Annotated in this window: 26 protein-coding genes, 5 tRNA genes and 1 other RNA gene; 21 read left to right on the top strand and 11 right to left on the bottom strand. The window is 53.1% G+C overall.

Translation table 11 applies throughout. The features are described from left to right. Positions 1-6: 6 nt before the first annotated feature. Positions 7-1,395 (bottom strand): methylaspartate mutase accessory protein GlmL, encoded by a 1,389-nt coding sequence (gene glmL, locus HV213_RS19720; protein ID WP_181482991.1) that lies wholly within the window; start codon positions 1,393-1,395, stop codon positions 7-9. Beyond that, complete coding sequence (gene glmS / locus HV213_RS19715) at positions 1,395-1,844, bottom strand: methylaspartate mutase subunit S (protein WP_110276828.1); 450 nt, start codon at positions 1,842-1,844, stop codon at positions 1,395-1,397. Before glmS ends, glmL begins: the two co-directional genes overlap by 1 nt. A 1,224-nt stretch (positions 1,845-3,068) precedes the next feature. Between glmS and cydA the strand changes: the two genes are divergently transcribed. The 19 genes from cydA (at position 3,069) to pnuC (ending at position 15,333) form a co-directional block, all read left to right on the top strand. Beyond that, positions 3,069-4,637, top strand: a complete 1,569-nt coding sequence (cydA, locus tag HV213_RS19710) for a cytochrome ubiquinol oxidase subunit I (protein WP_181486462.1) — start codon at positions 3,069-3,071, stop codon at positions 4,635-4,637. Between the two features lie 15 nt (positions 4,638-4,652). Further along, entirely contained in the window at positions 4,653-5,792 is a 1,140-nt protein-coding gene (gene cydB, locus HV213_RS19705) for a cytochrome d ubiquinol oxidase subunit II (protein WP_181482990.1), read from the top strand. Positions 5,793-5,807: 15 nt separating this feature from the next. Beyond that, positions 5,808-5,921 carry a cytochrome bd-I oxidase subunit CydX gene (gene cydX / locus HV213_RS19700; protein WP_004100325.1) on the top strand — a complete coding sequence of 38 codons (114 nt, stop codon included), beginning with the start codon at positions 5,808-5,810 and terminating at the stop codon, positions 5,919-5,921. Further along, positions 5,921-6,211, top strand: a complete 291-nt coding sequence (gene ybgE / locus HV213_RS19695; protein WP_004100327.1) for a cyd operon protein YbgE — start codon at positions 5,921-5,923, stop codon at positions 6,209-6,211. Before cydX ends, ybgE begins: the two co-directional genes overlap by 1 nt. A 149-nt stretch (positions 6,212-6,360) precedes the next feature. Next, positions 6,361-6,765: a tol-pal system-associated acyl-CoA thioesterase gene (ybgC, locus tag HV213_RS19690; protein WP_110276825.1), complete on the top strand. Its 405-nt coding sequence runs from the start codon at positions 6,361-6,363 to the stop codon at positions 6,763-6,765. Further along, on the top strand, positions 6,762-7,454 hold the full coding sequence (gene tolQ, locus HV213_RS19685; protein ID WP_110276824.1) for a Tol-Pal system protein TolQ: 693 nt from the start codon (positions 6,762-6,764) through the stop codon (positions 7,452-7,454). Before ybgC ends, tolQ begins: the two co-directional genes overlap by 4 nt. Before the next feature lie 3 nt (positions 7,455-7,457). After that, on the top strand, positions 7,458-7,886 hold the full coding sequence (tolR, locus tag HV213_RS19680; protein ID WP_087828655.1) for a colicin uptake protein TolR: 429 nt from the start codon (positions 7,458-7,460) through the stop codon (positions 7,884-7,886). A gap of 105 nt (positions 7,887-7,991) precedes the next feature. Next, the gene (gene tolA, locus HV213_RS19675; RefSeq protein ID WP_181482989.1) at positions 7,992-9,305 is read left to right on the top strand and encodes a cell envelope integrity protein TolA; all 1,314 of its coding nucleotides are present in this window, start codon (positions 7,992-7,994) and stop codon (positions 9,303-9,305) included. A gap of 129 nt (positions 9,306-9,434) precedes the next feature. Further along, a complete protein-coding gene (gene tolB, locus HV213_RS19670) occupies positions 9,435-10,727 on the top strand; it encodes a Tol-Pal system beta propeller repeat protein TolB (RefSeq protein WP_181486461.1) in 1,293 nt (430 codons plus the stop codon). A gap of 34 nt (positions 10,728-10,761) precedes the next feature. Further along, the gene (gene pal / locus HV213_RS19665; RefSeq protein WP_110276821.1) at positions 10,762-11,286 is read left to right on the top strand and encodes a peptidoglycan-associated lipoprotein Pal; all 525 of its coding nucleotides are present in this window, start codon (positions 10,762-10,764) and stop codon (positions 11,284-11,286) included. 9 nt (positions 11,287-11,295) lie between these two features. Further along, the gene (cpoB, locus tag HV213_RS19660) at positions 11,296-12,087 is read left to right on the top strand and encodes a cell division protein CpoB (protein ID WP_112214454.1); all 792 of its coding nucleotides are present in this window, start codon (positions 11,296-11,298) and stop codon (positions 12,085-12,087) included. A 162-nt stretch (positions 12,088-12,249) separates the two neighbouring features. Next, positions 12,250-12,325 (top strand) — tRNA-Lys (locus HV213_RS19655). 26 nt (positions 12,326-12,351) lie between these two features. Then, positions 12,352-12,427: transfer RNA gene (locus tag HV213_RS19650), tRNA-Val, on the top strand. Positions 12,428-12,430: 3 nt separating this feature from the next. Then, positions 12,431-12,506, top strand: a tRNA-Lys gene (locus tag HV213_RS19645). A gap of 144 nt (positions 12,507-12,650) precedes the next feature. Next, positions 12,651-12,726, top strand: a tRNA-Lys gene (locus HV213_RS19640). A 132-nt stretch (positions 12,727-12,858) separates the two neighbouring features. After that, positions 12,859-12,934: transfer RNA gene (locus tag HV213_RS19635), tRNA-Lys, on the top strand. A 29-nt stretch (positions 12,935-12,963) separates the two neighbouring features. Further along, a non-coding RNA gene (locus HV213_RS19630) (RtT sRNA) lies at positions 12,964-13,089 on the top strand. A gap of 445 nt (positions 13,090-13,534) precedes the next feature. Continuing rightward, the gene (gene nadA, locus HV213_RS19625; RefSeq protein ID WP_181482988.1) at positions 13,535-14,578 is read left to right on the top strand and encodes a quinolinate synthase NadA; all 1,044 of its coding nucleotides are present in this window, start codon (positions 13,535-13,537) and stop codon (positions 14,576-14,578) included. A 35-nt stretch (positions 14,579-14,613) separates the two neighbouring features. Beyond that, positions 14,614-15,333 (top strand): nicotinamide riboside transporter PnuC, encoded by a 720-nt coding sequence (gene pnuC, locus HV213_RS19620; RefSeq protein ID WP_110276818.1) that lies wholly within the window; start codon positions 14,614-14,616, stop codon positions 15,331-15,333. Here pnuC and zitB read toward each other — a convergent pair. Together zitB and HV213_RS19610 are read right to left on the bottom strand one after the other, a co-directional pair. Next, positions 15,330-16,274 (bottom strand): CDF family zinc transporter ZitB, encoded by a 945-nt coding sequence (gene zitB / locus HV213_RS19615; RefSeq protein ID WP_181482987.1) that lies wholly within the window; start codon positions 16,272-16,274, stop codon positions 15,330-15,332. The genes pnuC and zitB overlap by 4 nt on opposite strands. Before the next feature lie 117 nt (positions 16,275-16,391). Beyond that, on the bottom strand, positions 16,392-16,763 hold the full coding sequence (locus HV213_RS19610) for a YbgS-like family protein (RefSeq protein ID WP_181482986.1): 372 nt from the start codon (positions 16,761-16,763) through the stop codon (positions 16,392-16,394). A 315-nt stretch (positions 16,764-17,078) separates the two neighbouring features. Here HV213_RS19610 and aroG point away from each other — a divergent pair, with 315 nt between their 5' ends. Continuing rightward, entirely contained in the window at positions 17,079-18,131 is a 1,053-nt protein-coding gene (gene aroG, locus HV213_RS19605; RefSeq protein ID WP_110276815.1) for a 3-deoxy-7-phosphoheptulonate synthase AroG, read from the top strand. Positions 18,132-18,195: 64 nt separating this feature from the next. On the opposite strand, the gene gpmA is transcribed toward aroG, so the two are convergent. The 7 genes from gpmA to modE form a co-directional block, all read right to left on the bottom strand. Then, on the bottom strand, positions 18,196-18,948 hold the full coding sequence (gene gpmA / locus HV213_RS19600; RefSeq protein WP_181482985.1) for a 2,3-diphosphoglycerate-dependent phosphoglycerate mutase: 753 nt from the start codon (positions 18,946-18,948) through the stop codon (positions 18,196-18,198). A 281-nt stretch (positions 18,949-19,229) separates the two neighbouring features. Continuing rightward, positions 19,230-20,273 (bottom strand): galactose-1-epimerase, encoded by a 1,044-nt coding sequence (galM, locus tag HV213_RS19595; protein ID WP_181482984.1) that lies wholly within the window; start codon positions 20,271-20,273, stop codon positions 19,230-19,232. Further along, positions 20,267-21,415 (bottom strand): galactokinase, encoded by a 1,149-nt coding sequence (galK, locus tag HV213_RS19590; RefSeq protein ID WP_181482983.1) that lies wholly within the window; start codon positions 21,413-21,415, stop codon positions 20,267-20,269. Before galK ends, galM begins: the two co-directional genes overlap by 7 nt. A 2-nt stretch (positions 21,416-21,417) precedes the next feature. Then, positions 21,418-22,464 carry a galactose-1-phosphate uridylyltransferase gene (gene galT, locus HV213_RS19585; protein WP_181482982.1) on the bottom strand — a complete coding sequence of 349 codons (1,047 nt, stop codon included), beginning with the start codon at positions 22,462-22,464 and terminating at the stop codon, positions 21,418-21,420. A 9-nt stretch (positions 22,465-22,473) separates the two neighbouring features. Continuing rightward, on the bottom strand, positions 22,474-23,490 hold the full coding sequence (galE, locus tag HV213_RS19580; RefSeq protein ID WP_181482981.1) for a UDP-glucose 4-epimerase GalE: 1,017 nt from the start codon (positions 23,488-23,490) through the stop codon (positions 22,474-22,476). A gap of 206 nt (positions 23,491-23,696) precedes the next feature. Beyond that, positions 23,697-25,172 (bottom strand): molybdate ABC transporter ATP-binding protein ModF, encoded by a 1,476-nt coding sequence (gene modF / locus HV213_RS19575; protein WP_181482980.1) that lies wholly within the window; start codon positions 25,170-25,172, stop codon positions 23,697-23,699. A 67-nt stretch (positions 25,173-25,239) separates the two neighbouring features. Continuing rightward, the gene (modE, locus tag HV213_RS19570; protein WP_181482979.1) at positions 25,240-26,028 is read right to left on the bottom strand and encodes a molybdenum-dependent transcriptional regulator; all 789 of its coding nucleotides are present in this window, start codon (positions 26,026-26,028) and stop codon (positions 25,240-25,242) included. 153 nt (positions 26,029-26,181) lie between these two features. On the opposite strand from modE, the gene HV213_RS19565 reads away from it, so the two are divergent. Next, a complete protein-coding gene (locus tag HV213_RS19565; RefSeq protein WP_181482978.1) occupies positions 26,182-26,331 on the top strand; it encodes an AcrZ family multidrug efflux pump-associated protein in 150 nt (49 codons plus the stop codon). Positions 26,332-26,389 lie beyond the last annotated feature (58 nt).

Raw genomic sequence — 26,389 nt, 5'->3', positions numbered from 1 at the left:
TAAATTTTATAGGGTTAAACACTGAATGCTGGTGCGGGCGGCAAGTTCTGGGTAGAGCCTGGCAACGTTTGCCAGTAGAGGAAGCAGGCCTTTAGCATCGCGGTAATATTCAAACTGAGTGGGTAAGAGAATGCGTCTGCCGTCGTCGTCCAGTTCGCGGTATTTCAGCCAGCTATGGATGTCGAACTGGCTGGCGCGGGAGAGCCATCCCCCGGAACCGACGACTTTGCGTACGGTGGTCAGGTCGCGGCCCATCTGTAAATCGACGTTGCCCACGCAGGTGCAGACCTGTTTTTTGGTGCCCGCGTGGCGTTCGCTGGCGTAGCCGACGCACAGTCCGGCGAGCAGGGCGTCGAAGAATGTCTCTTCGGCGCCTTGCGGCAGGTAATCGGGATGGGCGACCAGATGGCGCAGATAGCCGTAAAAGGCCTCCTGACGTTCCGGCTGTTGAGCAAAGACCACCTTCACCAGCTCATGGGTGCTTTCACCAACCACCACCGCGGAGACGCGCATTCCGAGATCGCCCTCTACCGTGCGTTTAACAAACGGTTCAGGAACCCCGTGCAGGACGGTATCGGGTGATAGGGTGTTCGCGCTGGCGGAATAGACATCGGTGGTGGCGCCGCCCATGTCGATCAGCATGAACTCTTTCCATGCGCTGTCGTAGTCGCTGATGGCTTTGACCAGCTCATAAACGGTCCACGGGGTCGGCATCGGCTCTTCACCGGTTTCACCGACGATCACGTCCAGCCCTTTACCTTTGACGATACGCGACAAGAACACATCGCAAATGGCTTTGCGGGCAGCGTAAGGATTTGGGTGATCGAGGTCGGGCAGAATGTTGTCCACCGTGGTCAGATCTTTATGCCCCAGGATAGCCTGCACGTCGTCCTGAATATCACGATTCCCGGCGTAGATAATGGCGCAGTCGAGCGTTGACTCTGCCAGCGCATGGGCATTGGCCAGGCCGTAGCTCTCTTCGCCGCCGTCCGTTCCGCCGGTAAATAGCAGGATATCCGGCGGCGAGGCCTCCAGCGACTCGATATCGTGGCGGTTGAGTTTATACGAGTAGTACTGGGCGATTTTCGCCCCCGCCGAGTGGGCGGTCACCTTTGCAGATTCCAGGGTGATGGATGGCACCAGCCCCATGGCAGCGACGGCAAGACCGCCTTTTGCCGACGAGGAATACTTTAGCGTCACTTCACCGCTATTGAGCAGGGGACGAGCATCGGCAACGTTTAGCACCTGATTCAGGCTGGCAAAAAAACCGTCTGCCAGATGATGCGTAGTGGTCGGGGTCAGAACGTGGTTAACCAGCGTTAATGCATCTCCCTCCTTCGCGAAGAGGGCTGCTTTGGTCCACGTCGAGCCGATATCGACAGAGACGGTCTGCATCAGATAGCCTCTTCCAGGCAGCGCTGCTCGACGCCGTGGCGCTGATTTATGTCATTGGCCATGAGCTGGCAGACATCTTCAAGATCGTGGCTTGGAGCGAAGACGCGGTTAAAGCCCATCTCTTTGAATTTGGCCTCAATATCGGCAAAATCGTGTTTGCCGACGACCAGATTACCGCCGACGAAGAGGAGAATGTCGCCAATACCGCGTTCGATGCAGCGTTCGCGCAGTCCCAGGCAGTCGATATCGCCGTGACCGTAAATGGATGACACGACAATGGCGTCAGCACCGGTTTCGATGGCGGCATCAATATATTCATCCTGGCTTACCATCACCCCCAGATTGATTACGCGAAAATCATGGCCAGTAAAAACGCGGTCCAGAACTTTATTACCTACTGCATGGCAGTCAGCACCAATGACGCCAATAACAAGTGTTGATTTCTTCATGGGTAATCCTCTGTAGGGCTGATGGTCTAAAATAAAAACGACTTTTAATATTTAGCAGCGTTGATTCCGGCTGCCTGTTAATAGGGCTGGAGTGTCTGTGGTTAGTAGGGGGGAAGCAATTGATCTATTTTCAGAATATCTTTCGAAAAACTATCATTTTTGATTTTTGTTTTTAAAGTCATTAAATATCATATAGTTATATTTTTATTTTTACACCGGGGTATTGTTGGTTAGCGTGGATCTAATAAATGCGTTGTGATGTTTGTGAGCAAGGTCTTATTTTGTTTTTAGTTAATTGGTCTTTTTTTAATAAGTAAGAGATACAATTCTTTAAATTTTTTTGTGAGCCGCATAACGGAATTTAGACAGTCGTTTATATATACAAAAATCAAATTGTTAGATTAAAGATAAAAAATGACGATATGTGATTTTTATATTTCATTTTTGTTGGCGAGTACGAAGAAGGCGTAAATCGACCCGATGAACATCGTCAGGGGGAAAAGGGCGCTTTGTCGATAACGAGGCTGGGGAAGTCGTTCTGACTGCAGAGGAGGGGGTTGTTATGCAGTGCATTTACTTGAGAATGAGATAGTTACGTATGTGTGTTAATTAAAGGTAAAATCAATGATAAATAAAATAAGCAAAAAAATATAGGGTGCTGACTTGATAAAAAAAATCTGTGAGCTACACGTCATTATCAGTTTATGGCTCAGTTTTGACAGCTATTCTTCCGCTCATTAAATTCCGCTCCGGGATTAAATAAATCGACTATCATTTTCAATAACCGATGATACTGTTGTAAAACATACCGTTAACCTTAGGTTCACCAGAGGTGAACAAGATAAACATAATTAACATTTAAAATGAAAATTGATTTAAATCAACGTTTAAAACTTGGAAAAGAATATGAAATGGAGTTAAATTGTCGCGGATCAAATTGACCGGAAACCGGTATTTTCGCTATAAATTGATCGCCGTCGAAAACTGCAAATTTATCTCAATAAAAACCTATTTATTGTAAGGGTTTTGCGGCGTAATATAATCACGGGATCAATTTGGGTGTTTTGTTAACATGTTTGTAACTTTTCACGACTGCCGTTTCCTGATTCTGGCGAAACGGCGGTGGCGATAAGACGCAAATAAATTTGTGTATTGGGGCATGCGTGTGACCCTTTCTAACGGGGTTCACTCTCGGAGTCTTCATGCGATGAGCAAGGAGTCATGATGTTAGATATAGTCGAACTGTCGCGCTTACAGTTTGCCTTGACCGCGATGTACCACTTCCTTTTTGTGCCACTGACGCTCGGTATGGCGTTCCTGCTGGCCATCATGGAAACGGTCTACGTCCTTTCCGGCAAACAGATTTATAAAGATATGACCAAATTCTGGGGCAAGTTGTTTGGTATCAACTTCGCTTTGGGTGTGGCAACCGGTCTGACCATGGAGTTCCAGTTCGGGACTAACTGGTCTTACTACTCTCACTATGTGGGCGATATCTTCGGTGCGCCGCTGGCCATTGAAGGTTTGATGGCCTTCTTCCTCGAATCTACCTTTGTAGGTCTGTTCTTCTTCGGTTGGGATCGTCTGGGCAAAGTTCAGCACATGGCGGTGACCTGGCTGGTGGCGCTGGGTTCTAACCTGTCAGCACTGTGGATCCTCGTTGCTAACGGCTGGATGCAGAACCCGATTGCGTCGGACTTCAACTTTGAAACCATGCGTATGGAAATGGTCAGCTTCTCTGAGCTGGTCCTGAACCCTGTCGCTCAGGTTAAGTTTGTCCACACCGTTGCTTCTGGCTACGTTTGCGGCGCGATGTTCGTCCTCGGCATCAGCTCCTACTATATGCTGCGCGGCCGTGACTTCGCTTTTGCTAAGCGTTCCTTCGCTATCGCTGCCAGCTTCGGTATGGCGGCTATCCTTTCCGTTATCGTTCTCGGTGATGAATCCGGTTACGAAATGGGCGACGTGCAGAAAACCAAACTCGCGGCTATCGAAGCCGAATGGGAAACGCAGCCGGCTCCGGCTTCCTTTACCCTTTTTGGTATTCCCGATCAGGATGCGCAGGAAAACCACTTCGCGATTCAAATCCCTTACGCGTTGGGCATCATTGCCACTCGCTCCGTGGATAAACAGGTTACCGGCCTGAAAGACCTGATGATTCAGCACGAAGAGCGTATCCGTAACGGGATGAAAGCCTACTCGCTGCTGGAACAGCTGCGTGCTGGCTCAACCGACCAAACCGTTCGCGATCGGTTTAACGATGTTAAGAAAGATCTTGGTTACGGTCTGCTGCTGAAACGCTATACCGAAAACGTCGCTGACGCGACGGAAGAGCAGATTGCTAAGGCGACCAAAGACTCCATTCCTGCTGTTGCGCCGCTCTATTTTGCCTTCCGTATCATGGTGGCATGCGGCATCCTGATGCTGGCGATCATTGCGGTCTCCTTCTGGACGGTTATCCGTAACCAGATAGGCGAGAAAAAATGGCTGCTGCGCATCGCGCTGTATTCCATTCCTCTGCCGTGGATTGCTATCGAATCCGGTTGGTTCGTGGCGGAATATGGCCGTCAGCCGTGGGCGATAGGTGAGGTGCTACCAACGGCCGTCGCTAACTCGTCGCTGACCGTGGGCGACCTGATCTTCTCGATGCTGCTGATTTGTGGTCTGTATACCCTGTTCCTGGTGGCGGAGCTGTACCTGATGTTCAAATTCGCGCGCCGTGGCCCAAGCAGCCTGAAAACCGGTCGTTACCACTTTGAGCAGTCTTCCGCGACTACTCAGCCGGCACGCTAAGACAGGAGTCGTCAAATGATCGATTATGAAGTATTGCGTTTTATCTGGTGGCTGCTGATTGGTGTACTGCTGATTGGTTTTGCTGTCGCCGATGGCTTCGACATGGGGGTGGGCATGCTCACCCGCTTCCTCGGTCGTAACGACACCGAGCGTCGAATTATGATTAACTCCATTGCCCCGCACTGGGACGGAAACCAGGTATGGCTGATCACCGCGGGTGGCGCGCTGTTTGCTGCCTGGCCGGCGGTTTATGCTGCTGCGTTCTCCGGCTTCTACGTGGCAATGGTGCTGGTGCTGGCGTCTTTATTTTTCCGTCCGGTTGGTTTCGACTACCGTTCGAAGATTGAAGACACCCGCTGGCGTAACATGTGGGACTGGGGAATTTTCATCGGTAGCTTCGTGCCGCCGCTGGTGATTGGCGTGGCTTTTGGGAACCTGCTGCAGGGCGTTCCGTTCCATATGGACGAATATATGCGCCTGTACTACACCGGTAACTTCTTCCAACTGCTGAACCCGTTTGGTCTGCTGGCCGGTATTGTTAGCGTGGCGATGATCCTGACCCAGGGCGCAACCTATCTGCAAATGCGTACCGTCGGTGAACTGCACCTGCGCACTCGCTCCGTTTCTACGATTGCGGCGCTGGTGACGTTGGTTTGCTTCGCGCTGGCGGGTGTTTGGGTTTACTACGGTATCGATGGCTATGTGGTTAAGTCCGTCATGGATCATACTGCCCCATCTAACCCGCTGACCAAAGAAGTGGCGCGTGAAGCTGGTGCCTGGATGGTGAACTTTAACAATATGCCAGCGCTGTGGGCGATTCCTGTCCTGGGCGTGGTGCTGCCGCTGCTGACCGTCATCTCGACGAAAGCTGATAAAGGCGCCTGGGCGTTCCTGTTCTCTTCCCTGACGCTGGCTTGCATCATCCTGACCGCTGGTATTGCGATGTTCCCGTTCGTAATGCCATCAAGCACTATGATGAACGTTAGCCTGACCATGTGGGATGCGACTTCCAGCCAGATGACGCTGAACTTGATGACTTACGTGGCAATTGTGTTTGTACCGATTATTCTGGCTTACACCACTTGGTGTTACTGGAAAATGTTCGGACGCATCACTCGCGAAGACATTGAAAAGAACACCCACTCGCTGTACTAAGGTAAGGAGCTATATATGTGGTATTTCGCATGGATTTTAGGAACGCTTCTTGCTTGTGCCTTTGGAGTGATTACCGCGTTGGCGCTAGAGCACGTGGAAGCTACCAAAGCAGGTAAAGAAGAACACTGATGAGTATTATCGCGACCCTTTACGCGATAATGGACAAGCGCCCGTTAAGGGCGCTTTCCTTATTGATGGCGCTGGCGTTAGCTGGCTGTATCTTCTGGGATCCGTCGCGCTTTGCGGCGAAAACCAGCGAGCTGGAAATCTGGCATGGTTTCCTGCTGATGTGGGCGGTTTGTACCGGCGTCATCCACGGCGTGGGTTTTCGTCCGCGTGCTATTCACTGGCAGGGAATTTTTTGTCCACTCATCGCTGATATTGTGCTCGTTTTGGGCCTGTTCTTTTTCTTCTTTTGAATAAGAAATCTCTGTTAATCATATGGGCTTGCATAAGCCCATAAAAATTTACTCGCCGTTTACTTTCTCCCATTCCAAACCACGATTCCCGCGCGTATAGTAGCGAAGTTTGAAAGCACTAATCTTTTGTTGCATTACCGGGATGTAAAGTGAATACAACGCTGTTTCGATGGCCGGTTCGGGTCTATTACGAAGACACCGACGCCGGTGGTGTGGTTTACCACGCCAGCTACGTCGCTTTTTATGAAAGAGCACGCACAGAGATGCTGCGCCACCATCACTTCAGTCAGCAGGTTTTGCTGGCTGAACGAGTTGCCTTCGTGGTTCGCAAAATGACTCTGGAGTATTTTGCGCCCGCCAGACTCGACGACATGCTCGAAATCCAGACGGAAATAACCTCGATGCGAGGCACCTCTTTGGTTTTCACGCAGCGAATCGTCAACGCCGAGAACGTCGTTTTGAATGAAGCTGAGGTTCTTATCGTGTGCGTTGATCCACTCTTAATGAAGCCTCGTGCGCTTCCCAAGTCTATTGTCGCGGAGTTTAAGCAGTGACTGACATGAATATCCTTGATTTGTTCCTGAAGGCGAGCCTTCTGGTTAAACTTATCATGTTGATTTTGATTGGTTTTTCTATCGCTTCCTGGGCCATTATTATTCAGAGAACGCGTATCCTCAATTCGGCATCGCGTGAAGCTGAGGCGTTTGAAGATAAATTCTGGTCCGGTATTGAGCTTTCTCGCCTGTATCAGGAGAGCCAGGGCCGTCGCGATAATCTGAGCGGTTCGGAACAAATCTTCTACAGCGGTTTCAAAGAATTTGCCCGGTTACATCGTGCCAATAGCCATGCGCCAGAGGCGGTCGTTGAAGGGGCATCGCGAGCCATGCGCATTTCCATGAACCGCGAACTGGAAACGCTGGAAACGCACATTCCGTTCCTCGGTACAGTAGGTTCCATCAGCCCGTATATTGGTCTGTTTGGTACCGTATGGGGGATCATGCATGCTTTTATCGCGCTGGGCGCGGTAAAACAAGCCACGCTGCAAATGGTTGCTCCGGGTATCGCCGAAGCGCTGATCGCCACGGCAATCGGCCTGTTTGCCGCTATTCCTGCGGTTATGGCCTATAACCGTCTGAACCAGCGAGTGAACAAACTTGAACTGAACTACGACAACTTTATGGAAGAGTTCACCGCCATTCTGCACCGTCAGGCGTTTACCAGCAGCGAAAGCAATAAGGGGTAAGCCATGGCCAGAGCACGTGGACGCGGACGTCGCGAACTGAAGTCCGAGATCAATATCGTTCCGCTGCTGGATGTCCTGTTGGTGCTGTTGCTGATCTTTATGGCGACAGCGCCGATCATTACGCAAAGCGTAGAGGTCGACCTGCCGGACGCAACGGAATCGCAAGCGGTGAAAAGCAACGACGATCCACCGGTGATTGTTGAAGTTTCCGGAGTAGGGCAGTACAGCGTGAAAGTGGGCCCGGAAACGCTGTCGCAGCTGCCGCCGGAACAGGTTATTGCCGAAGCCAGACGCCGACTTGAGGCGAATGAGAAAACGGTATTCCTGATCGGTGGCGCCAAAGAGGTGCCTTACGATGAAATTATTAAAGCGCTTAACCTGTTGCATAGCGCAGGGGTTAAATCGGTTGGCTTGATGACCAAGCCGATCTAATCGCTCGAGATATGTGCGCCCGCCAGAATGTTGGCTATGAGCTGAAAGCAGCTCGTAGCCATGCAGATATAGCGGGTACAGGCGAACAGTTTTTGGGAACCGATAGTGTCAAAGGCAACCGAACAAAACGACAAGCTTAAACGAGCGATCATAGTTTCAGTCGCGCTGCACATCGTATTGATAGCGCTGCTGATCTGGAGTTCGTTTGATGAGCATCTGGATGCTTCAGCCGGCGGTGGCGGCGGTTCTTCTATTGATGCGGTAATGGTCGATCCGGGAGCGGTTGTGAATAATTACAACCGCCAACAGCAACAGCAGGCCAGCGCCCGTCGCGCCGCCGAGCAGCGGGAAAAGCAGGCTCAGCAGCAGGCGGAAGAGCTACGTGAAAAACAGGCCGCCGAGCAGGAAAGGCTGAAACAACTGGAACAAGATCGTCTGCAGGCGCAGGAAGCGGCTAAAGAAGCGAAAGAACAGCAGAAACAGGCCGAACAGGCTGCAGCAGAAGCTGCTGCAGCAGAAGCTGCTGCAGCGACGAAGGCCAAAGCGGACGCCCAGGCGAAAGAGGCGCAGGAAACGGCTGCTAAAGCCGCTGCTGACGCCAAAGCGAAGGCCGACGCTCAGGCTAAAGTCGCCGAAGCTGCTGCGGCAAAAGCGGCGGCTGATGCGAAGAAACAGGCAGAAGCGGAAGCCGCGAAAGCAGCGGCGGATGCGCAGAAGAAAGCCGAAGCCGATGCGGCGAAGAAAGCGCAGCAACAGGCAGAGAAAAAGGCGCAACAGGAAGCGGCTAAACAGGCTGCAGCTGAGAAAGCAGCTGCAGATAAAGCCGCGGAAAAAGCTGCCGCTCAGAAAGCTGCTGCTGATAAAGCGGCAGCCGATAAAGCCGCCGCAGCGGAAAAAGCCGCAGCCGAGAAAGCAGCAGCAGCCAAAGCTGCCGCTGCAGAAAAGGCCGCAGCGGATAAAGCCGCTAAAGCAGCTGCCGCTAAGGCCGCAGCTGCGAAGAAAGCGGCTGCTGCGAAAGAAGCTGATGGTGTTGACAGCCTGCTCGGTGACCTGAGCTCCGGTAAGAATGCGCCTAAAACAGGCGGTGGGGCGAAAGGGAATAATCAGCCTTCGAAGGACACCGGAACATCTGGTGCTAACGGCGGTGATAACGGCGCAGAAATAAGCGCTTATGCTAAGCAAATTCAGATAGCTATCCAGCGCCGTCTGTATGATGCGAGCCTTTATCAGGGCAAGCGGTGTGTTTTGCATATCAACCTTGCTCCTGATGGTACTTTAAAAGGCATAACGTCTGAGGGTGGCGATCCGGCTCTTTGCCAGGCAGCATTGACGGCGGCGAAAACTGCGACTATTCCTAAACCGCCTAGTCAGGCTGTTTATGAAAAAATAAAAAATGCCACACTGGACTTTAAACTGTAGCGATCTTCCCCGTTCAGGCGGGGAAAAACGAACTTCGGTAGTCCCAGGGTTTTGGTAGTTTTGTGTATTTGAGTTTGTTAACATTCTGCTAAATTATCGTGGGCTTTCCGCCTGGATAAGGGAGATATGATGAAGCAGGCATTACGAGTAGCATTTGGTTTTTTAATACTGTGGGCGGCAGTGCTGCACGCAGAAGTACGTATCGAGATCACCCAAGGGGTCGACTCGGCACGCCCAATTGGTGTTGTGCCGTTCCAGTGGGCGGGGCAGGGTGCTGCGCCGGAAGATATCGGTGGTATCGTCGCGGCTGACCTGCGTAATAGCGGTAAGTTTAATCCGCTCGATCGCTCGCGTTTGCCTCAGCAGCCGGGTAGCGCTCAGGAAGTGCAGCCTGCGGCATGGTCTGCGCTCGGTGTTGATGCCGTGGTCGTTGGCCAGGTTACGCAAAACCCGGACGGTTCTTATAACGTCGCTTACCAGCTGGTTGATACCGGCGGTGCGCCGGGTACCGTCCTTGCGCAAAACTCATTCAAGGTGACTAAGCAGTATCTGCGCTATGCCGCACACGCTGCTAGTGATGCGGTATTTGAGAAGCTGACCGGTATTAAGGGCGCCTTCCGTACCCGCATCGCTTACGTTGTGCAGACCAACGGCGGTCAGTTCCCGTATGAGCTGCGCGTATCTGACTACGATGGCTACAACCAGTTCCTCGTCCACCGTTCAACCCAGCCGCTGATGTCTCCGGCCTGGTCTCCTGACGGCGCGAAACTGGCTTATGTGACCTTTGAAAGCGGTCGCTCTGCGCTGGTCGTTCAGACTCTGGCTAACGGCTCTGTGCGTCAGATTGCTTCGTTCCCGCAGCACAACGGCGCGCCGTCGTTCTCTCCGGATGGCAGCAAACTGGCCTTTGCATTGTCGAAAACCGGTAGCCTGAACCTGTACGTGATGGATCTGGGCTCTGGTCAGATTCGTCAGGTCACCAACGGTCGCAGCAACAACACCGAACCGACCTGGTTCCCGGATAGTCAAAACCTGGCCTTTACTTCTGACCAGGCCGGTCGTCCGCAGGTGTATAAAGTCAATATTAATGGCGGCACGCCGCAGCGTATTACCTGGGAAGGTTCACAAAACCAGGACGCAGACGTGAGCGCAGATGGTAAAACTATGGTAATGGTTAGCTCGGCCGGTGGTCAGCAGCACATTGCTAAGCAAGATCTGGAAGCGGGTGGTGTGCAGGTTCTGTCATCAACGTTTTTAGATGAAACGCCAAGTCTGGCACCAAACGGCACTATGGTAATCTACAGCTCTTCTCAGGGGATGGGATCCGTGCTTAATTTGGTTTCTACAGATGGGCGTTTCAAAGCGCGTCTTCCGGCAACTGATGGACAGGTAAAATCACCTGCCTGGTCGCCGTATCTGTGATAATAAATAATTGATTATTAAAGGAATCAAAGAAATGCAACTGAACAAAGTGCTGAAAGGGCTGATGATCGCTCTGCCGGTTATGGCAATCGCGGCGTGTTCTTCTAACAAGAACGCAAGCAACGACCAGAGCGGTGAAGGCATGCTGGGTGCCGGCACTGGTATGGACGGTAACGCGAACGGCGGCAACATGTCTTCCGAAGAGCAGGCTCGTCTGCAGATGCAACAGCTGCAGCAGAACAATATCGTTTACTTCGATCTGGACAAATACGATATCCGTTCTGACTTCGCTGCAATGCTGGACGCGCACGCTAACTTCCTGCGTAGCAACCCATCCTATAAAGTGACTGTAGAAGGTCATGCGGATGAGCGTGGTACTCCGGAATATAACATCGCTCTGGGTGAGCGTCGTGCTAACGCCGTTAAGATGTATCTGCAGGGCAAAGGTGTTTCTGCTGACCAGATCTCCATCGTTTCTTACGGTAAAGAAAAACCTGCAGTACTGGGCCACGACGAAGCGGCTTACGCCAAAAACCGTCGCGCCGTACTGGTTTACTAAGAGAATTGCATGAGCAGTAACTTCAGACATCATCTGTTGAGTCTGTCGTTACTGGTTGGCATAGCGGCCCCCTGGGCCGCTTTTGCTCAGGCGCCAATCAGTAGTGTCGGCTCTGGCTCGGTCGAAGACCGCGTCACTCAACTCGAGCGTATTTCTAATGCTCACAGCCAGCTTTTAACCCAACTCCAGCAACAACTCTCTGATAATCAGTCCGATATTGATTCTCTGCGTGGTCAAATTCAGGAAAGTCAGTATCAGCTAAATCAGGTTGTTGAGCGCCAGAAGCAGATTTTGCTGCAGATCGATGGTCTGAGCAGCGGATCAGGTGCAACAGGAGCACAGACGCAGACATCTGCGGGCGATCAGGGGGCTGCGGCCACCACGACTGCGCCAGCGGCTTCGTCAGGCGCTCCGGCGCAGACGGGCGATGCGAACACGGATTACAATGCGGCTATCGCCCTGGTTAAGGATTCTTCTCGCCAGGACGATGCCATTGCAGCATTTCAGAACTTCGTCAAGAAGTACCCTGATTCAACTTATCAGCCGAATGCCAACTACTGGCTCGGTCAGTTGAATTATAACAAGGGTAAAAAAGACGATGCAGCGTACTATTTCGCTTCTGTGGTGAAAAATTACCCAAAATCCCCGAAGGCACCCGATGCGATGTTTAAAGTCGGCGTGATCATGCAGGATAAAGGTGACACGGCAAAAGCGAAGGCGGTTTACCAGCAGGTGGTCAGTAAATTTCCTGGCACCGATGGGGCAAAACAAGCGCAAAAACGCCTTAACGCTCTCGGATGATTATGGCATGACCAGAAATCGCGTTATTTCTGGTCTTGTCGCATGAATCCTAAGCAGTTAAGTGATCTTTATCTAAATTTTTGTTGCGCTGAATTCTGAAATCAGTAATATATGCCGCCGTTGCCAAGGGATATCGAATAAGCCCAAAGCGACAAAAATAGTGGGTCGTTAGCTCAGTTGGTAGAGCAGTTGACTTTTAATCAATTGGTCGCAGGTTCGAATCCTGCACGACCCACCACTAAAAGATGTATCCAGCGTAGTATCGGGTGATTAGCTCAGCTGGGAGAGCACCTCCCTTACAAGGAGGGGGTCGGCGGTTCGATCCCGTCATCACCCACCACTCGGGTCGTTAGCTCAGTTGGTAGAGCAGTTGACTTTTAATCAATTGGTCGCAGGTTCGAATCCTGCACGACCCACCAATTTAACATCAAACTCAGATGTTAAACGTGAAGGATAACGTTGCGTCAGCAACGGCCCGTAGGGCGAGCGAAAGCGAGTCATCCTGCACGACCCACCAATTTCGATTGGTGACGAGTGAAGAAAGATTCAGGAAGTACCCGAGCGGGTCGTTAGCTCAGTTGGTAGAGCAGTTGACTTTTAATCAATTGGTCGCAGGTTCGAATCCTGCACGACCCACCAATGCTTAGGTGAGCACTGGTAGTAAGCGTGAAGGATAACGTTACGTTAGTAACGGCCCGTAGGGCGAGGCGAAGCCGAGTCATCCTGCACGACCCACCATCCTGAATACTTCAAGCAGTAAAATCCCGCAAGGGGTCGTTAGCTCAGTTGGTAGAGCAGTTGACTTTTAATCAATTGGTCGCAGGTTCGAATCCTGCACGACCCACCAATGTAAAAAAGCGCCCTAAAGGCGCTTTTTTGCTATCTGCAATATACAAGATTTGAACCTGCAGCAGGTTCGAGTCGAACGAAGAGAGACAACGGAGCCGCCTGCGGCGACGGCCCGAAGAGCGAGCGAAGCGAGTCATCCTGCACGACCCACCAATGTAAAAAAGCGCCCTAAAGGCGCTTTTTTGCTATCTGCCATTTCCTCGAAAACCACAACAATCCGCAATACCTTAATGCTACGCCATTCAGTCGTCGCGCTGTGCTTACCGTGGCTACAATTGGCACAGGCCAGTAGCCCGGACAGATGCGAAGCATCGCCTCCGGGAAATGTACCGGGCCGATGCCTTTGCGTGGCTTCATCCCGGGGGCGGCGCTTGACGCGCCTTGCCCGGGCTACAGGTTCGTACGTTCTTCGGGTTTGGTAGCCCGGACAGATGCGCAGCACCGCCTCCGGGAAATGCTGTCTGGTGAACAAATTCCTCACGACATTTTCTGTACAATCGGCTATCTTGTTTAGCATATAAAACACCATGGCCGTTTCAAGACCATTGATGGGCATATTAACGGTCTTTGCGTTAAGCCAGTAAAACGAGACTGCAAGATGAGCGTAATGTTTAACTCGGAATCGGCGATTTATCCTTTTCCTCCGAAGCCAATGCCTTTAAACCGCGATGAGAAGCATTTTTATCGTGAAAAAATAAAACGTCTGCTTCGCGAGCGCGATGCGGTGATGGTTGCCCACTACTACACCGACCCGGAAATTCAGCAACTGGCCGAAGAAACCGGCGGCTGTATCTCCGACTCCCTGGAGATGGCGCGCTTCGGCGCTCGCCATTCCGCCTCAACGCTATTGGTTGCTGGCGTGCGCTTTATGGGTGAAACGGCAAAAATCCTCAGCCCGGAAAAAACCATCCTGATGCCCACGTTGCATGCGGAATGTTCGCTTGATCTGGGCTGCCCGATTGAGGAATTTAACGCGTTCTGCGACGCCCACCCGGATCGCACCGTGGTGGTCTATGCCAATACTTCAGCGGCGGTGAAAGCGCGCGCTGATTGGGTCGTCACCTCCAGTATCGCCGTGGAACTCATTGAGCATCTGGATAGCATGGGTGAAAAAATCATCTGGGCGCCGGATCGCCATTTAGGCAGCTACGTACAAAAACAGACCGGTGCCGATGTCCTTTGCTGGCAAGGTGCCTGTATTGTTCATGATGAATTCAAAACACAAGCGCTGGCAAGAATGAAGGCGCTTTACCCAAATGCCGCTGTACTTGTCCATCCGGAATCACCGCAATCGATTGTCGATATGGCCGACGCCGTGGGTTCTACAAGTCAGTTAATCAACGCGGCTAAAACGCTACCGCACAAGCAGCTGATTGTTGCTACCGATCGCGGTATTTTCTATAAAATGCAGCAGGCGGTACCGGAAAAAGAGCTGCTGGAAGCGCCGACGGCGGGCGAAGGGGCAACCTGTCGCAGTTGTGCACACTGTCCGTGGATGGCGATGAATGGCCTGAAAGCGATTGCTGAAGGGCTGGAGCGGGGAGGAGCCGAACATGAAATTCATGTTGATGAGAAACTGCGTACCGGCGCGTTAGTTCCGCTGAACAGAATGCTCGATTTTGCGGCTACACTTCGGGGATAACTCATTACCGCGTCACAGCACGCTCTGGGGATAAGATGGATTTTTTTAGTACGCAGAACATATTAGTGCACATACCCATTGGCGCTGGGGGATATGACTTATCGTGGATTGAAGCAGTTGGCACCGTTGCAGGCCTGCTATGCATCTGGTTGGCAAGCCTGGAGAAGATCAGCAACTATGCGTTTGGGCTGATCAACGTCACTCTGTTTGCCATTATTTTCTTCCAGATTCAGCTCTATGCCAGCCTGTTGTTGCAGATATTTTTCTTCGCCGCCAACGTTTACGGCTGGTATGCCTGGTCGCGGCAAACCAGCGATAATCAGGCGGAGCTGCAAATACGCTGGCTACCGCTGCCTAAAGCGCTGGGTTGGCTGGCGGCCTGTGTGGTCGCTATTGGCTTAATGACTGTGTTTATCAACCCGGTCTTTGCCTTCCTGACGCGCATTGCCGTTGCGCTCATGCAAACGCTGGGGTTGCAGGTGGCGATGCCGGAGCTGCAGCCCGACGCGTTCCCATTCTGGGACTCGTGCATGATGGTGTTGTCGATTGCGGCGATGATTCTGATGACGCGTAAATATGTTGAGAACTGGCTGCTGTGGGTGATTATCAATGTCATTAGCGTGGTTATTTTCGCGCTCCAGGGCGTATATGCGATGTCGCTCGAATATCTGCTTCTGACCTTTATCGCGCTCAATGGCAGCCGGATGTGGATTAACAGCGCGCGTGAGCGCGGTTCTCACGCGTTTTCTCGTTAGTGACGGTGATGATGCTCATGCCCGGCGTGCGACATGTTCAGACGGCATTCCGGGCCGCTACAGGGCTGATACTCCATCTGCACCGTAACGTGTTCAATCGCATATTTGTGCTGTAAGAAATGTAGAATGCGCTCCAGCAGGCCGTCGTGATCGTGCGGCGGCACTACCTGAACATGCAGCGTCATCACCGTTTTCTCACCCACCAGCCAGGCATGAACATGATGTACGTCGCGCACTTCCGGTATTGAGCGGCGTAAGTCGCGCTTGAGTGCATCGACATCAAGCGAACGCGGCGCACCTTCCAGAAGTTCATTGATACTCTCCTGAAGCAAACGCCAGGCACTACGCAAAACCAAACACGAAACCAGCACGGAGAGAATCGGGTCGATTGGTGTCCAGCCGGTGGTAAGAATCACTATTGCGGCGATTATCGCTCCGACTGAACCGAGTAAATCCCCCAGTACGTGCAGAGCGGCGGCCCGCACGTTGAGGTTACGTTCCTCTCCGCCGCGATGCAGGATCCAGAATGCCAGGACATTGGCCAACAACCCGGCAACGGCGATGATCATCATCGTTTTACCGGCAACCGGTTGAGGATGATGAAAGCGCTGGATGGCCTCCCAGACGATCAGGATGGTAATCACCACCAGGGCGATTGCGTTGAGAAAAGCCGCCAGCGTGGTCAGCCGCAGCCAGCCAAAGGTGTGGCGCGTATTCGGCGGACGGCGGGCAAAGCGAACGGCTAAAAAAGCGAATAGCAAAGCTGCCGCGTCGGTCAGCATATGCCCGGCATCGGCCAGCAGTGCCAACGAGCCTGAGAGCAGTCCGCCAACGACTTCAACCAGCATAAATCCGGCGGTTATACAGAACGCTAGCAGCAGGCGGCGAGCATTATTATCTTCAGGTTGCTGAGCAGGAGTATGCGAGTGTGAGTGCCCCATGGCGCCATCCCTACGTTATTATTTTCCCTATTACTTTATGACAACATCGCGCTTTTAGTTTAACAAAATGCAAAAGGAGAGCCTGAGCTCTCCTCAATTATCAACATCACACGACGATTACTGGGTGGTGCCGTCAGTTTTACTGGCATCATCCTGGCCGACTTTTTTATCGGTATCCGGGCAGCGACCATCTTTACACATCGAGTTTTTATGCACTTCATCGCTCGACATGCCGTCATGGTTCATGTTTGAGCCATCGGGGTGGAGCATTGTGCCGCCGGTATTGCCGGAACCAGTATTAATGTTGCCGTTGTCCACATTGTTAGGTGCCACGTTCTCGCGTGCGTCAGGTGCGACCTGTCCGGCATCGGCTGCCGAGTTGGCCTGCCCGTTATTAGATTGCGTGCCAGTATCGGCGGCAAGAGCCGCGCCGCTGGCCAGGCTCAGGGTTGCTGCGAGGAGAAGGCTGGTGAGTTTGTTCGTTTTCATTAGATGCTCCTGTTATGGTCGATTTGTCGGATAACGCTTCCAACAGTGCATTTATCAGAGGTTTAACTCGCGATGGTTAAAGGCTCGGTATCAGCGAACGGCATTAATATATAATGCTGAATGCTAAAGGAAATTAAGTTCTAACAGTTAAAAATTGTAGTTTATGGCCATCATTCCGCTACTTTATGGTCGAATTTAGCCTAATTCCAGGAGTATTCTGTCGGTGCTGTAAAATCACGTTTACACTTTTTGACTGAAGAGATAGATTGGAGGGATTGCATTTAACTAGATAAGTATGGCAACGCTGGAAATAAGATGAATTATCAGAACGATGACTTACGCATTAAAGAGATCAACGAATTATTACCTCCCGTTGCGCTCCTGGAGAAATTCCCTGCTACCGAAAATGCGGCTAATACCGTTGCGCATGCTCGCAAAGCGATCCATCAGATCCTGAAAGGTAATGACGATCGCCTGCTGGTGGTGATTGGTCCATGTTCCATTCACGATCCGGCGGCGGCGAAAGAGTATGCCGAGCGTCTGCTCAAGCTCCGTGAGGAGCTGAAGGGTGAGCTGGAGATTGTGATGCGCGTTTATTTTGAAAAACCGCGTACCACGGTGGGATGGAAGGGGCTGATTAACGATCCGCATATGGATAACAGCTTCCGCATCAATGATGGCCTACGAATTGCGCGTAAGCTGCTGCTGGATATCAACGACAGCGGGCTGCCTGCTGCCGGGGAATTCCTCGATATGATCACCCCGCAGTATCTTGCCGATCTGATGAGCTGGGGAGCGATTGGCGCGCGTACCACCGAGTCACAGGTGCATCGCGAGCTCTCTTCCGGCCTCTCTTGCCCGGTGGGCTTTAAAAACGGCACCGACGGGACGATTAAAGTCGCTATTGACGCGATTAATGCTGCCGGTGCGCCGCACTGCTTCCTGTCGGTGACCAAGTGGGGTCATTCGGCTATCGTGAACACTAGCGGTAACAGCGATTGCCATATCATCCTGCGCGGCGGTAAAGAGCCGAACTATAGCGCACAGCACGTCGCTGAAGTGAAGGTTGGGCTGGCGAAAGCAGGTCTTCCTGCTCAGATCATGATTGATTTCAGCCATGCCAACTCCAGCAAGCAGTTTAAAAAGCAGATGGATGTCGGCGTGGACGTTTGTCAGCAGGTTGCCGGCGGCGAACAGTCGATTATGGGCGTGATGATTGAAAGCCACCTGGTAGAAGGTAATCAGAACCTTGAAAGCGGCGAGCCGCTGACCTACGGCAAAAGTATTACCGATGCCTGTATAGGCTGGGAAGATACCGATGTTATCCTGCGTCAGCTGGCGGATGCGGTAAAAGCGCGTCGCGGTTAAGTTCTGATCTTGTCGAAATAAAAAAGCGTGGATTGCTCCACGCTTTTTTTTCATCCAGCGAAAATTACTTCGCTTTACCCTGGTTCGCAACGGCAGCGGCTTTCGCGGCGATTTCGTCGGCGTTACCCAGATAGTAGTGTTTGATAGGTTTGAAGTTTTCGTCGAACTCATACACCAGCGGTACGCCAGTCGGGATGTTCAGTTCGAGGATCTCGGCTTCGCCCATGTTGTCGAGGTACTTCACCAGCGCGCGCAGGGAGTTACCGTGAGCGGCGATAATCACGCGCTCACCGCTTTTCAGACGCGGCAGAATAGTTTCGTTCCAGTAAGGCACAACGCGGTCGATAGTCAGCGCCAGGCTCTCAGTGGTTGGCAGCTCAGCGTCGGTCAGCTTAGCGTAGCGCGGGTCGTGGCCCGGATAGCGCTCATCGTCTTTGGTCAGCTCCGGAGGCGTGATAGCAAAACCGCGACGCCACTGCTTAACCTGCTCGTCACCGTATTTTTCAGCGGTTTCTGCTTTGTTCAGGCCCTGCAGCGCACCGTAATGACGTTCATTTAGTTTCCAGGATTTCTCAACCGGCAGCCAGGCTTGATCCAGCTCGTCCAGTACGTTCCACAGGGTATGGATGGCACGTTTCAGCACAGAGGTATAAGCAAAATCGAAGCTGAAGCCTTCTTCTTTCAGCAGCTTACCGGCAGCTTTTGCTTCACCAACGCCTTTTTCAGACAGGTCAACGTCATACCAACCGGTGAAACGGTTTTCGTTGTTCCATTGGCTTTCGCCGTGACGAACGAGTACCAGCTTAGTTACAGCCATTCTCTTACTCCTCAATACACGTCATCCTCCGCGCCGCCTCATCGTTGGCTACTCTCTGCCGTCTTAGATGCGACCCGAATGCTGTAGTGTATATATTTATTGATTGATAACTATTCTCATTATATTGCTGTGATTTACCTCACGGCAATGCTTATCCCTAACCATAGCGAAAATAGTGGCTCAGTGTAAGATGCTTGTAAAATTGAGGTTATGTTTTTGTCTGTAAGTGGCGTATTTTTCAGCGAAAGGATAAAAAAACCCTCCATCAGGAGGGCTTGGGATTATTTCGCAATAAACTGATATTCCGTCAGGCTGACGTACTCTTCGCCGGGGCGTAGAACGCAATCCGGCTGCGGCCATTCCGGATGGTTCGGCGAATCCGGCAGGAACTCGCTTTCCAGTGCCAGACCTTGCCAGTCATCGTACGGTTGCGCCGTACGCGACGGCGTGCCGCCCAGATAGTTGCCGGAGTAGAATTGCAGGGCCGGAGCGGAGGTATAGACCGTCATCTGCAGTTTTTCATCCTGTGACCAGACGTGAGCCGCCGGGCTGTTGGCATCGCCCAGCGCCTGAAGCAGGAACGCGTGATCGTAGCCTTTCACTTTTTGCTGGTCTTCGTCGCGCAGGAAATCATCTGCCAGCACCTTCGGCGTGCGGAAATCGAAGCTGGTCAGGGTAACGTTTTGCAGATCGCCCCCCGGAATGCCATCGCTCTCTACCGGCAAATAAACATCAGCGAAAATCTGCAGCCTGTGGTTGCGCACGTCGCTCTGCACGCCATCGAGGTTGAAATAGACGTGGTTGGTCAGATTTACCGGGCAGGGCTGGTCAACGGTGGCGCGATATTCGATGGAGATCCGATTATCGTCGGTCAGGCGATAGTGCGCCGTCGCCGTCAGATTACCGGGGAATCCCTGATCGCCATTGTTAGACGAGAGCGAAAACAGCGCGTGGCGAGCATCAGCGCTGACAATCTGCCAGCGGCGCTTATCAAAACCATCTGGCCCGCCGTGCAGCTGATGGCCCGCTTCGTTGGACGGGGTCAGATTGACGGTACAACCATCCAGCGTAAAGCGGCTGTTAGCGATGCGGTTAGCGTAACGGCCGACAGAGGCACCGAGATAGGCGGCCTGGCGCGTATAGTCGCCAGGGGTCGCGCAGCCGAGCAGCGCTTCGCGCACGCTGCCGTCAGCTAGCGTCACTTGTGCGGATAGCAGCGTGGCGCCCCAATCCATGACGGTGACCGTCATCCCCGCGTCGTTACGCAGGGTGAGGAGATTCCACGGCTGGCCGTCCGGCGCCAGCTCCGTTGTTTGATTTAGCATTGTCCTGCTCCCTGAGACGGCTTGCACACGTAGAACGTTTCTTTAATACCGGTTTTTGCTTCGTACTCTTTGGCAACAGCCTGCTGCACGGTATCGACCAGATCTTCCGGGATCAGCGCCACAATACAGCCGCCGAAACCGCCGCCGGTCATACGCACGCCGCCTTTGTCGCCGATGGTTGCTTTGACGATGTCCACCAGGGTATCGATCTGCGGAACGGTGATTTCAAAATCATCGCGCATTGAAGCGTGAGATTCCGCCATCAGTTCGCCCATCCGCTGCAGATCGCCTTTTTCCAGCGCTACAGCGGCTTCTACGGTACGGGCGTTCTCGGTCAGAACGTGGCGAACGCGTTTGGCGACGACCGGATCAAGCTCGTGGGCAACGGAGCTGAACTCTTCCAGAGTCACATCGCGCAGAGCGGGCTGCTGGAAGAAGCGAGCGCCGGTTTCACACTGCTCGCGGCGCGTGTTGTATTCGCTGCCGACCAGGGTACGTTTAAAGTTACTGTTGATAATCACCACCGCCACACCTTTCGGCATTGAGACCGCTTTGGTGCCTAAGGTGCGGCAGTCGAGCAGCAGCGCGTGGTCTTTTTTACCGAGTGCGGAGATGAGCTGGTCCATGATGCCGCAGTTGCAGCCAACAAACTGGTTTTCCGCTTCCTGACCGTTCAGCGCAATTTGTGCGCCGTCGAGCGGCAGGTGATAAAGCTGCTGGAACACCGTACCGACGGCGACTTCAAGTGAAGCCGAGGAGCTTAATCCTGCGCCCTGCGGTACGTTGCCGCTGATGACCAGGTCCGCGCCGCCGAAGTTGTTATTCCGCTGCTGGAGATGCTTCACCACGCCGCGAACATAGTTCGACCACTGCTGGGTATCGTGGCGGGTAATCTGCGAATCCAGAGAGAATTCATCGGTCTGATTGTCGTAATCGGCGGCAATCACCCGCACGGTACGATCGTCGCGCGGCGAGCAACTGATGACCGTTTGGTAATCAATTGCGCAAGGCAGCACGAATCCATCGTTATAGTCGGTATGTTCGCCTATCAGGTTAACGCGGCCTGGGGCCTGGATAACGTGGCTGGCCGGATAGCCAAACTTTTCAGCAAACAGGGCTTGGGTTTTCTCTTTCAGACTCATGGTTATACTCCGGATTCGCGAAAATGGACGTCGCTCACAGCGCGCAGACGTTCAGCAGCCTGCTCGGCCGTCAGGTCACGCTGGGTTTCGGCCAGCATTTCATAGCCGACCATAAATTTGCGCACCGTGGCGGAGCGCAGCAGCGGCGGATAAAAATGTGCATGCAGCTGCCAGTGATTATTTTCTTCATCGTTAAATGGTGCACCGTGCCAGCCCATCGAGTAGGGGAATGAGCACTGGAACAGGTTGTCGTAACGGCTGGTCAGCTTTTTCAACGCCAGCGCAAGGTCGCTGCGCTGGTCGTCGGTTAAATCGGTCAGACGCTGGATGTGCGCTTTTGGCAGCAGCAGCGTCTCGAAAGGCCACGCGGCCCAGTAGGGAACCACGGCGAGCCAGTGTTCGGTCTCGACGATAGTACGGCTACCGTCGGCTAATTCACGCTGTACGTAATCCACCAGCATCGGCACGCCGTGCTCGGTGAAGTACGCTTTTTGCAGACGATCTTCGCGTTCCGCTTCATTCGGCAGGAAGCTGTTTGCCCACACCTGGCCATGCGGGTGCGGGTTGGAACAGCCCATCGCCGCACCTTTGTTTTCAAAGACCTGGACCCACGGATAGGTTTTCCCGAGGTCCGCAGTCTGTTCCTGCCACGTTTTAACCACGCCTTCCAGCGCCTCAACGCTCAGTTCCGGCAGCGTTTTGCTGTGGTCTGGCGAGAAGCAGATAACGCGACTGGTGCCGCGGGCGCTCTGACAGCGCATCAGCGGGTCGTCGCTTTCCGGGGCATCAGGGGTATCGGTCATCAAAGCCGCAAAGTCATTGGTAAAAACAAACGTACCGGTGTAGTTCGGGTTGGTATCACCGGTGACGCGGGTATTACCCGGGCACAGGAAGCAGTCCGGATCGTGCGCGGGCAACGTTTGCTTTGCTGGCGTTTCCTGCGCCCCCTGCCAGGGGCGCTTGGCGCGATGCGGAGAAACCAGAATCCACTGCCCGGTTAACGGGTTATAACGACGATGTGGATGGTCGACGGGGTTAAATACGCTCATGAAGGTTCCTTAGTCTGGATAACCCTGCGGATGACGGGACTGCCAGTGCCAGGTGTCCTGCGCCATTTCGTCAAGGTTGCGCGTCACGCGCCAGTTCAGATCGCGATCGGCCTTTTCAGCGTCCGCCCAGTAGGCCGGGAGGTCGCCGTCGCGGCGTGGCGCGAAGTGGTAGTTAATTGGTTTACCGCAGGCTTTGCTGAAGGCATTGACCACGTCAAGCACGCTGCTGCCGACGCCTGCGCCAAGGTTATAGATATGCACACCAGCTTTATCAGCCAGTTTTTCCATTGCCGCGACGTGGCCGTCGGCAAGGTCCATCACGTGAATGTAGTCACGCACGCCGGTGCCGTCTTCGGTCGGGTAATCGTTGCCAAAGACCGCCAGTGATTCGCGACGGCCTACAGCAACCTGCGCAATGTACGGCATCAGATTGTTCGGGATGCCCTGCGGGTCTTCACCCATGTCGCCCGACGGATGCGCGCCAACCGGGTTGAAGTAGCGCAGCAGGGCGATGCTCCAATCAGGTTGTGCTTTTTGCAGGTCAGTGAGAATTTGCTCAACCATCAGCTTGCTTTTGCCATACGGGCTCTGCGGGGTGCCGGTCGGGAAGCTTTCAACATAAGGGATCTTCGGCTGATCGCCGTAAACGGTAGCGGAGGAGCTGAAAATAAAGTTTTTCACGCCAGCAGCACGCATGGCGGAAACTAATTTCAGTGTGCCGGTTACGTTGTTGTCGTAATATTCCAGCGGCTTAGCGACGGATTCTCCGACGGCTTTCAGACCGGCGAAATGGATCACGGCTTCAATCGCATGATCGTGAAGAATCTCCGTCATCAGCGCTTCATTACGAATATCGCCTTCGACAAAGGTGGCATTTTTTCCGCCGAGACGTTCAATGATTGGCAATACGCTGCGCTTACTGTTGCAGAGATTGTCGAGAATAATCACTTCATGCCCCTGCAGTAGCAGTTGAACGCAGGTATGACTTCCAATGTAACCGCTACCACCTGTAACCAGTACTTTCATGATTCGCTCCAATAGGCTTATCGTGTGAGAAGAAGATAGCATACCAAAGATGGGAAAAGTGTGACACAGGCCAAATTGGTGGAATCGTTTACACTAAAATTTTCAATACGCACACTGAAGATTTTATTGTTTTAAAACAGGGGAATGATGTGGCGTATTGATATTTTTCCGAAAAAAAACAGGGATCCGCAGACCCCTGAATCAGGTCAATTTGTCAGCGGTCCCACTTCGTAGGTGTAACCGTCTCCACTGCTGACAAACGCCAGACGATGGGTAATACAGTCCGGGGCATCCTCGGCGTGGTGAGAAACAAACAGCAGTTGAGTTGCCCCTTCGCTAATCAGCACATCGATAAAACGGCGCACCAACTGACGGTTGAGCGGGTCTAGCCCCTGTAGCGGTTCATCAAGGATCAGCAGGGTAGGATGTTTGACCAGCGCGCGGACGATCAGCGCTAGCCGCTGCTGTCCCCAGGAGAGACTATGAAACGGCGCATCGGCAGTCCGCTTGTCGATCCCGAGGATATCCAGCCAGTTTTGCACCAGCTTGTGCTGCTTGTCGGAAACGGCCTGATAGATACCAATCGAGTCGAAATAGCCTGAGAGAATCACGTTACGCACGTTGGTACTGACGCGGTATTCAAGGTGCAGGCTGCTGCTGACGTAACCAATATGCTTCTTAATATCCCAGATGGTTTCCCCGCTGCCGCGACGGCGGCCAAACAGCGTCAGGTCGTTGCTGTACCCCTGCGGATGATCGCCGGTCACCAGGCTGAGCAGCGTGGATTTACCGGCGCCGTTGGGGCCGACTATCTGCCAGTGTTCTCCGGGGTTTACCGTCCAGTTCAGGTGGTTAATGATCGGCCGATCGTTATAAGAGACCATGCCGTCGTTAAGTACAATGCGCGGTGCGTTATCCTCCAGCGCGTGACGTGCCGCCGGAGCATCCGGTTCTGGCAGGGTCATGCCGTCAAGTTTTTCGCTATGCGCCAACTGGGCAATCAGCGCCTGTTGCAGCAAGGCCTGCTTTTCGCCAGTTTCGCTCAGCACGCAATCCGCCAGCACACCGGCAAACTGCACGAACGCCGGGATCTCATCAAAACGATTAAGTACCAATACCAGAGTGATACCTTCACCGTTTAGCGTAGCCAGTAGCTCGGCTAACTGCTGGCGCGATGCTACGTCGAGTCCGTCGAACGGCTCATCAAGAATGAGCAGATCCGGGTTGCCCATCAGCGCCTGACACAGCAGCGTTTTGCGCGTTTCACCAGTGGAGAGGTATTTAAAGCGGCGCTGGAGCAGGCTGGTGATACCAAACTGTTCGGCAAGGCGGGCACAGCGGGATGAATCTTTAAACTCATCCTGGATGATTTCCGCGGTGGTGCGTCCGGTGTCTTCTTCACCGGGGCTAAGTAGATCGGTGTTGTTGCGCTGCCACTCATCGCTGACCAGCTTTTGCAACTGTTCAAAAGAGAGGCGGGTGATGCGCGAAAACGTGCTCTCGCGCTGGCCGCTAAGCAGCGTTAGCTCGCCGGACAGCGCCCGGGCGAGGGCAGATTTCCCGCTGCCGTTGCTGCCGACGAAAGCCCAGCTTTCGCCAGCCTGCACGCTGAGGTGCTCAATATTTAACGTTTTTGTGTCGCTCAGGCGAAACGTGCCTTGCGAAATTTGCAATGATGACATTGTGTATCCCACTTTTTGCAGCAATTTGCTTCAGGGATACGTCTTCACGGCCGGAATGTCAATGCCGTTAGCACAACGTGGCGAGAATGATACGATCGGCATTGAAATAGGCTATCGCTTCCGCGCCTTCCGTCAGATCGCGTGTCTGCTCCACCGGCAGGGTGGCGCAAAGGCTCTGACCATCCGGGAGCGCCATCAGTACTTCGCACTGTTCCGGCCCGCGCTCAATATGACTGATGCGCCCGGCTAGTTGGTTATCGGCCTGCTGGGCCAGCGCGCGATCCTGAGTGATACCGACCCATGGTGCTTTCAGTAGCACCAGCACTTCCTGACCCTCATCGAGGCCCAGACGCTCAGCGCTTTGCGCGGTAATGGCAACTTTAAAGCGGGTTTGCCCGTCGGCCAGTAGCACTTCAACATGCTGCTGCACCTGCTGGTGGTCGCGCCCGGTAATGGTACCAAACCACTGGTTGCGCGCGCTGGTCTGGAGAGAGAAGCGAGAAATCGCCGCCAGCAGGCTGTCGAGGGGAAGAGCATCATCATCGCTCAGCACATCAAACGCTTTCTGTTGAATCTGCGCTAACAGGTCGTAAAGCTGAATCAGCCGCTGCCCGTAGCGGGTGAGGACCGCACCGCCGCCGCCTTTGCCGCCGGTAGCGCGATCGACCAGGGTTTGTTCGCTCAGTTGATTCATTTCATTAATGGCATCCCAGGCGCTTTTATAGCTGATGCCGGCGTTTTTCGCCCCCTGGCTAATGGAGCCGGTCTGGTCAATCTGCTTCAGCAGGGAGATACGACGGGGATCGGCGAACAGGCGCTGCTGTAATTTTAGGGTAAGAAGAATTTCGGCCTGCATAATCATATCCTGTCAAAAAAGGGTATTGTGACCGATAGTGGTCATCTTGCAAGATGCATCTGTGGCGATTGTCTGCCGGGCATCGCACAAATCGGGCGTGTTTTTTCGGCTGAAACGGTTACAATTAAATATTCGTATTTTCTGGAGCCAACCATGTTAGAGCTATTGAAAAGTCTGGTGTTTGCCGTTGTGATGGTCCCCGTGGTGATGGCTATCATCCTCGGGCTGATCTACGGTCTGGGCGAAGTGTTTAACCTCTTCTCCGGAGTCGGCCACAAAGACAACAGGCCGCAAAACCACTGATTTCCCGCGCCCGGTTCTACCGGGCGTTTTTATTTGTCCCCTCAATTGATCTCCCTCT

The organism is Klebsiella sp. RHBSTW-00484 (assembly GCF_013705725.1).
Classification (GTDB): domain Bacteria; phylum Pseudomonadota; class Gammaproteobacteria; order Enterobacterales; family Enterobacteriaceae; genus Klebsiella.
The sequence above is the reverse complement of the archived record's forward strand: the minus strand, read 5'-3'. Positions and strand labels throughout refer to the sequence as shown.

Excerpts from the sequence above, each read along its gene's own strand:
- cpoB (WP_112214454.1), top strand. The coding sequence starts at position 11,296 with ATGAGCAGTAACTTCAGACATCATCTGTTGAGTCTGTCGTTACTGGTT.
- ybgE (WP_004100327.1), top strand. The coding sequence starts at position 5,921 with ATGAGTATTATCGCGACCCTTTACGCGATAATGGACAAGCGCCCGTTA.
- tolR (WP_087828655.1), top strand. The coding sequence starts at position 7,458 with ATGGCCAGAGCACGTGGACGCGGACGTCGCGAACTGAAGTCCGAGATC.
- galE (WP_181482981.1), bottom strand. The coding sequence starts at position 23,490 with ATGAAAGTACTGGTTACAGGTGGTAGCGGTTACATTGGAAGTCATACC.
- cydA (WP_181486462.1), top strand. The coding sequence starts at position 3,069 with ATGTTAGATATAGTCGAACTGTCGCGCTTACAGTTTGCCTTGACCGCG.
- cydB (WP_181482990.1), top strand. The coding sequence starts at position 4,653 with ATGATCGATTATGAAGTATTGCGTTTTATCTGGTGGCTGCTGATTGGT.
- HV213_RS19565 (WP_181482978.1), top strand. The coding sequence starts at position 26,182 with ATGTTAGAGCTATTGAAAAGTCTGGTGTTTGCCGTTGTGATGGTCCCC.
- galT (WP_181482982.1), bottom strand. The coding sequence starts at position 22,464 with ATGAGCGTATTTAACCCCGTCGACCATCCACATCGTCGTTATAACCCG.
- gpmA (WP_181482985.1), bottom strand. The coding sequence starts at position 18,948 with ATGGCTGTAACTAAGCTGGTACTCGTTCGTCACGGCGAAAGCCAATGG.
- aroG (WP_110276815.1), top strand. The coding sequence starts at position 17,079 with ATGAATTATCAGAACGATGACTTACGCATTAAAGAGATCAACGAATTA.
- tolB (WP_181486461.1), top strand. The coding sequence starts at position 9,435 with ATGAAGCAGGCATTACGAGTAGCATTTGGTTTTTTAATACTGTGGGCG.
- galK (WP_181482983.1), bottom strand. The coding sequence starts at position 21,415 with ATGAGTCTGAAAGAGAAAACCCAAGCCCTGTTTGCTGAAAAGTTTGGC.
- cydX (WP_004100325.1), top strand. The coding sequence starts at position 5,808 with ATGTGGTATTTCGCATGGATTTTAGGAACGCTTCTTGCTTGTGCCTTT.
- nadA (WP_181482988.1), top strand. The coding sequence starts at position 13,535 with ATGAGCGTAATGTTTAACTCGGAATCGGCGATTTATCCTTTTCCTCCG.
- pal (WP_110276821.1), top strand. The coding sequence starts at position 10,762 with ATGCAACTGAACAAAGTGCTGAAAGGGCTGATGATCGCTCTGCCGGTT.
- glmL (WP_181482991.1), bottom strand. The coding sequence starts at position 1,395 with ATGCAGACCGTCTCTGTCGATATCGGCTCGACGTGGACCAAAGCAGCC.
- galM (WP_181482984.1), bottom strand. The coding sequence starts at position 20,273 with ATGCTAAATCAAACAACGGAGCTGGCGCCGGACGGCCAGCCGTGGAAT.
- glmS (WP_110276828.1), bottom strand. The coding sequence starts at position 1,844 with ATGAAGAAATCAACACTTGTTATTGGCGTCATTGGTGCTGACTGCCAT.
- modE (WP_181482979.1), bottom strand. The coding sequence starts at position 26,028 with ATGCAGGCCGAAATTCTTCTTACCCTAAAATTACAGCAGCGCCTGTTC.
- pnuC (WP_110276818.1), top strand. The coding sequence starts at position 14,614 with ATGGATTTTTTTAGTACGCAGAACATATTAGTGCACATACCCATTGGC.
- zitB (WP_181482987.1), bottom strand. The coding sequence starts at position 16,274 with ATGGGGCACTCACACTCGCATACTCCTGCTCAGCAACCTGAAGATAAT.
- modF (WP_181482980.1), bottom strand. The coding sequence starts at position 25,172 with ATGTCATCATTGCAAATTTCGCAAGGCACGTTTCGCCTGAGCGACACA.
- HV213_RS19610 (WP_181482986.1), bottom strand. The coding sequence starts at position 16,763 with ATGAAAACGAACAAACTCACCAGCCTTCTCCTCGCAGCAACCCTGAGC.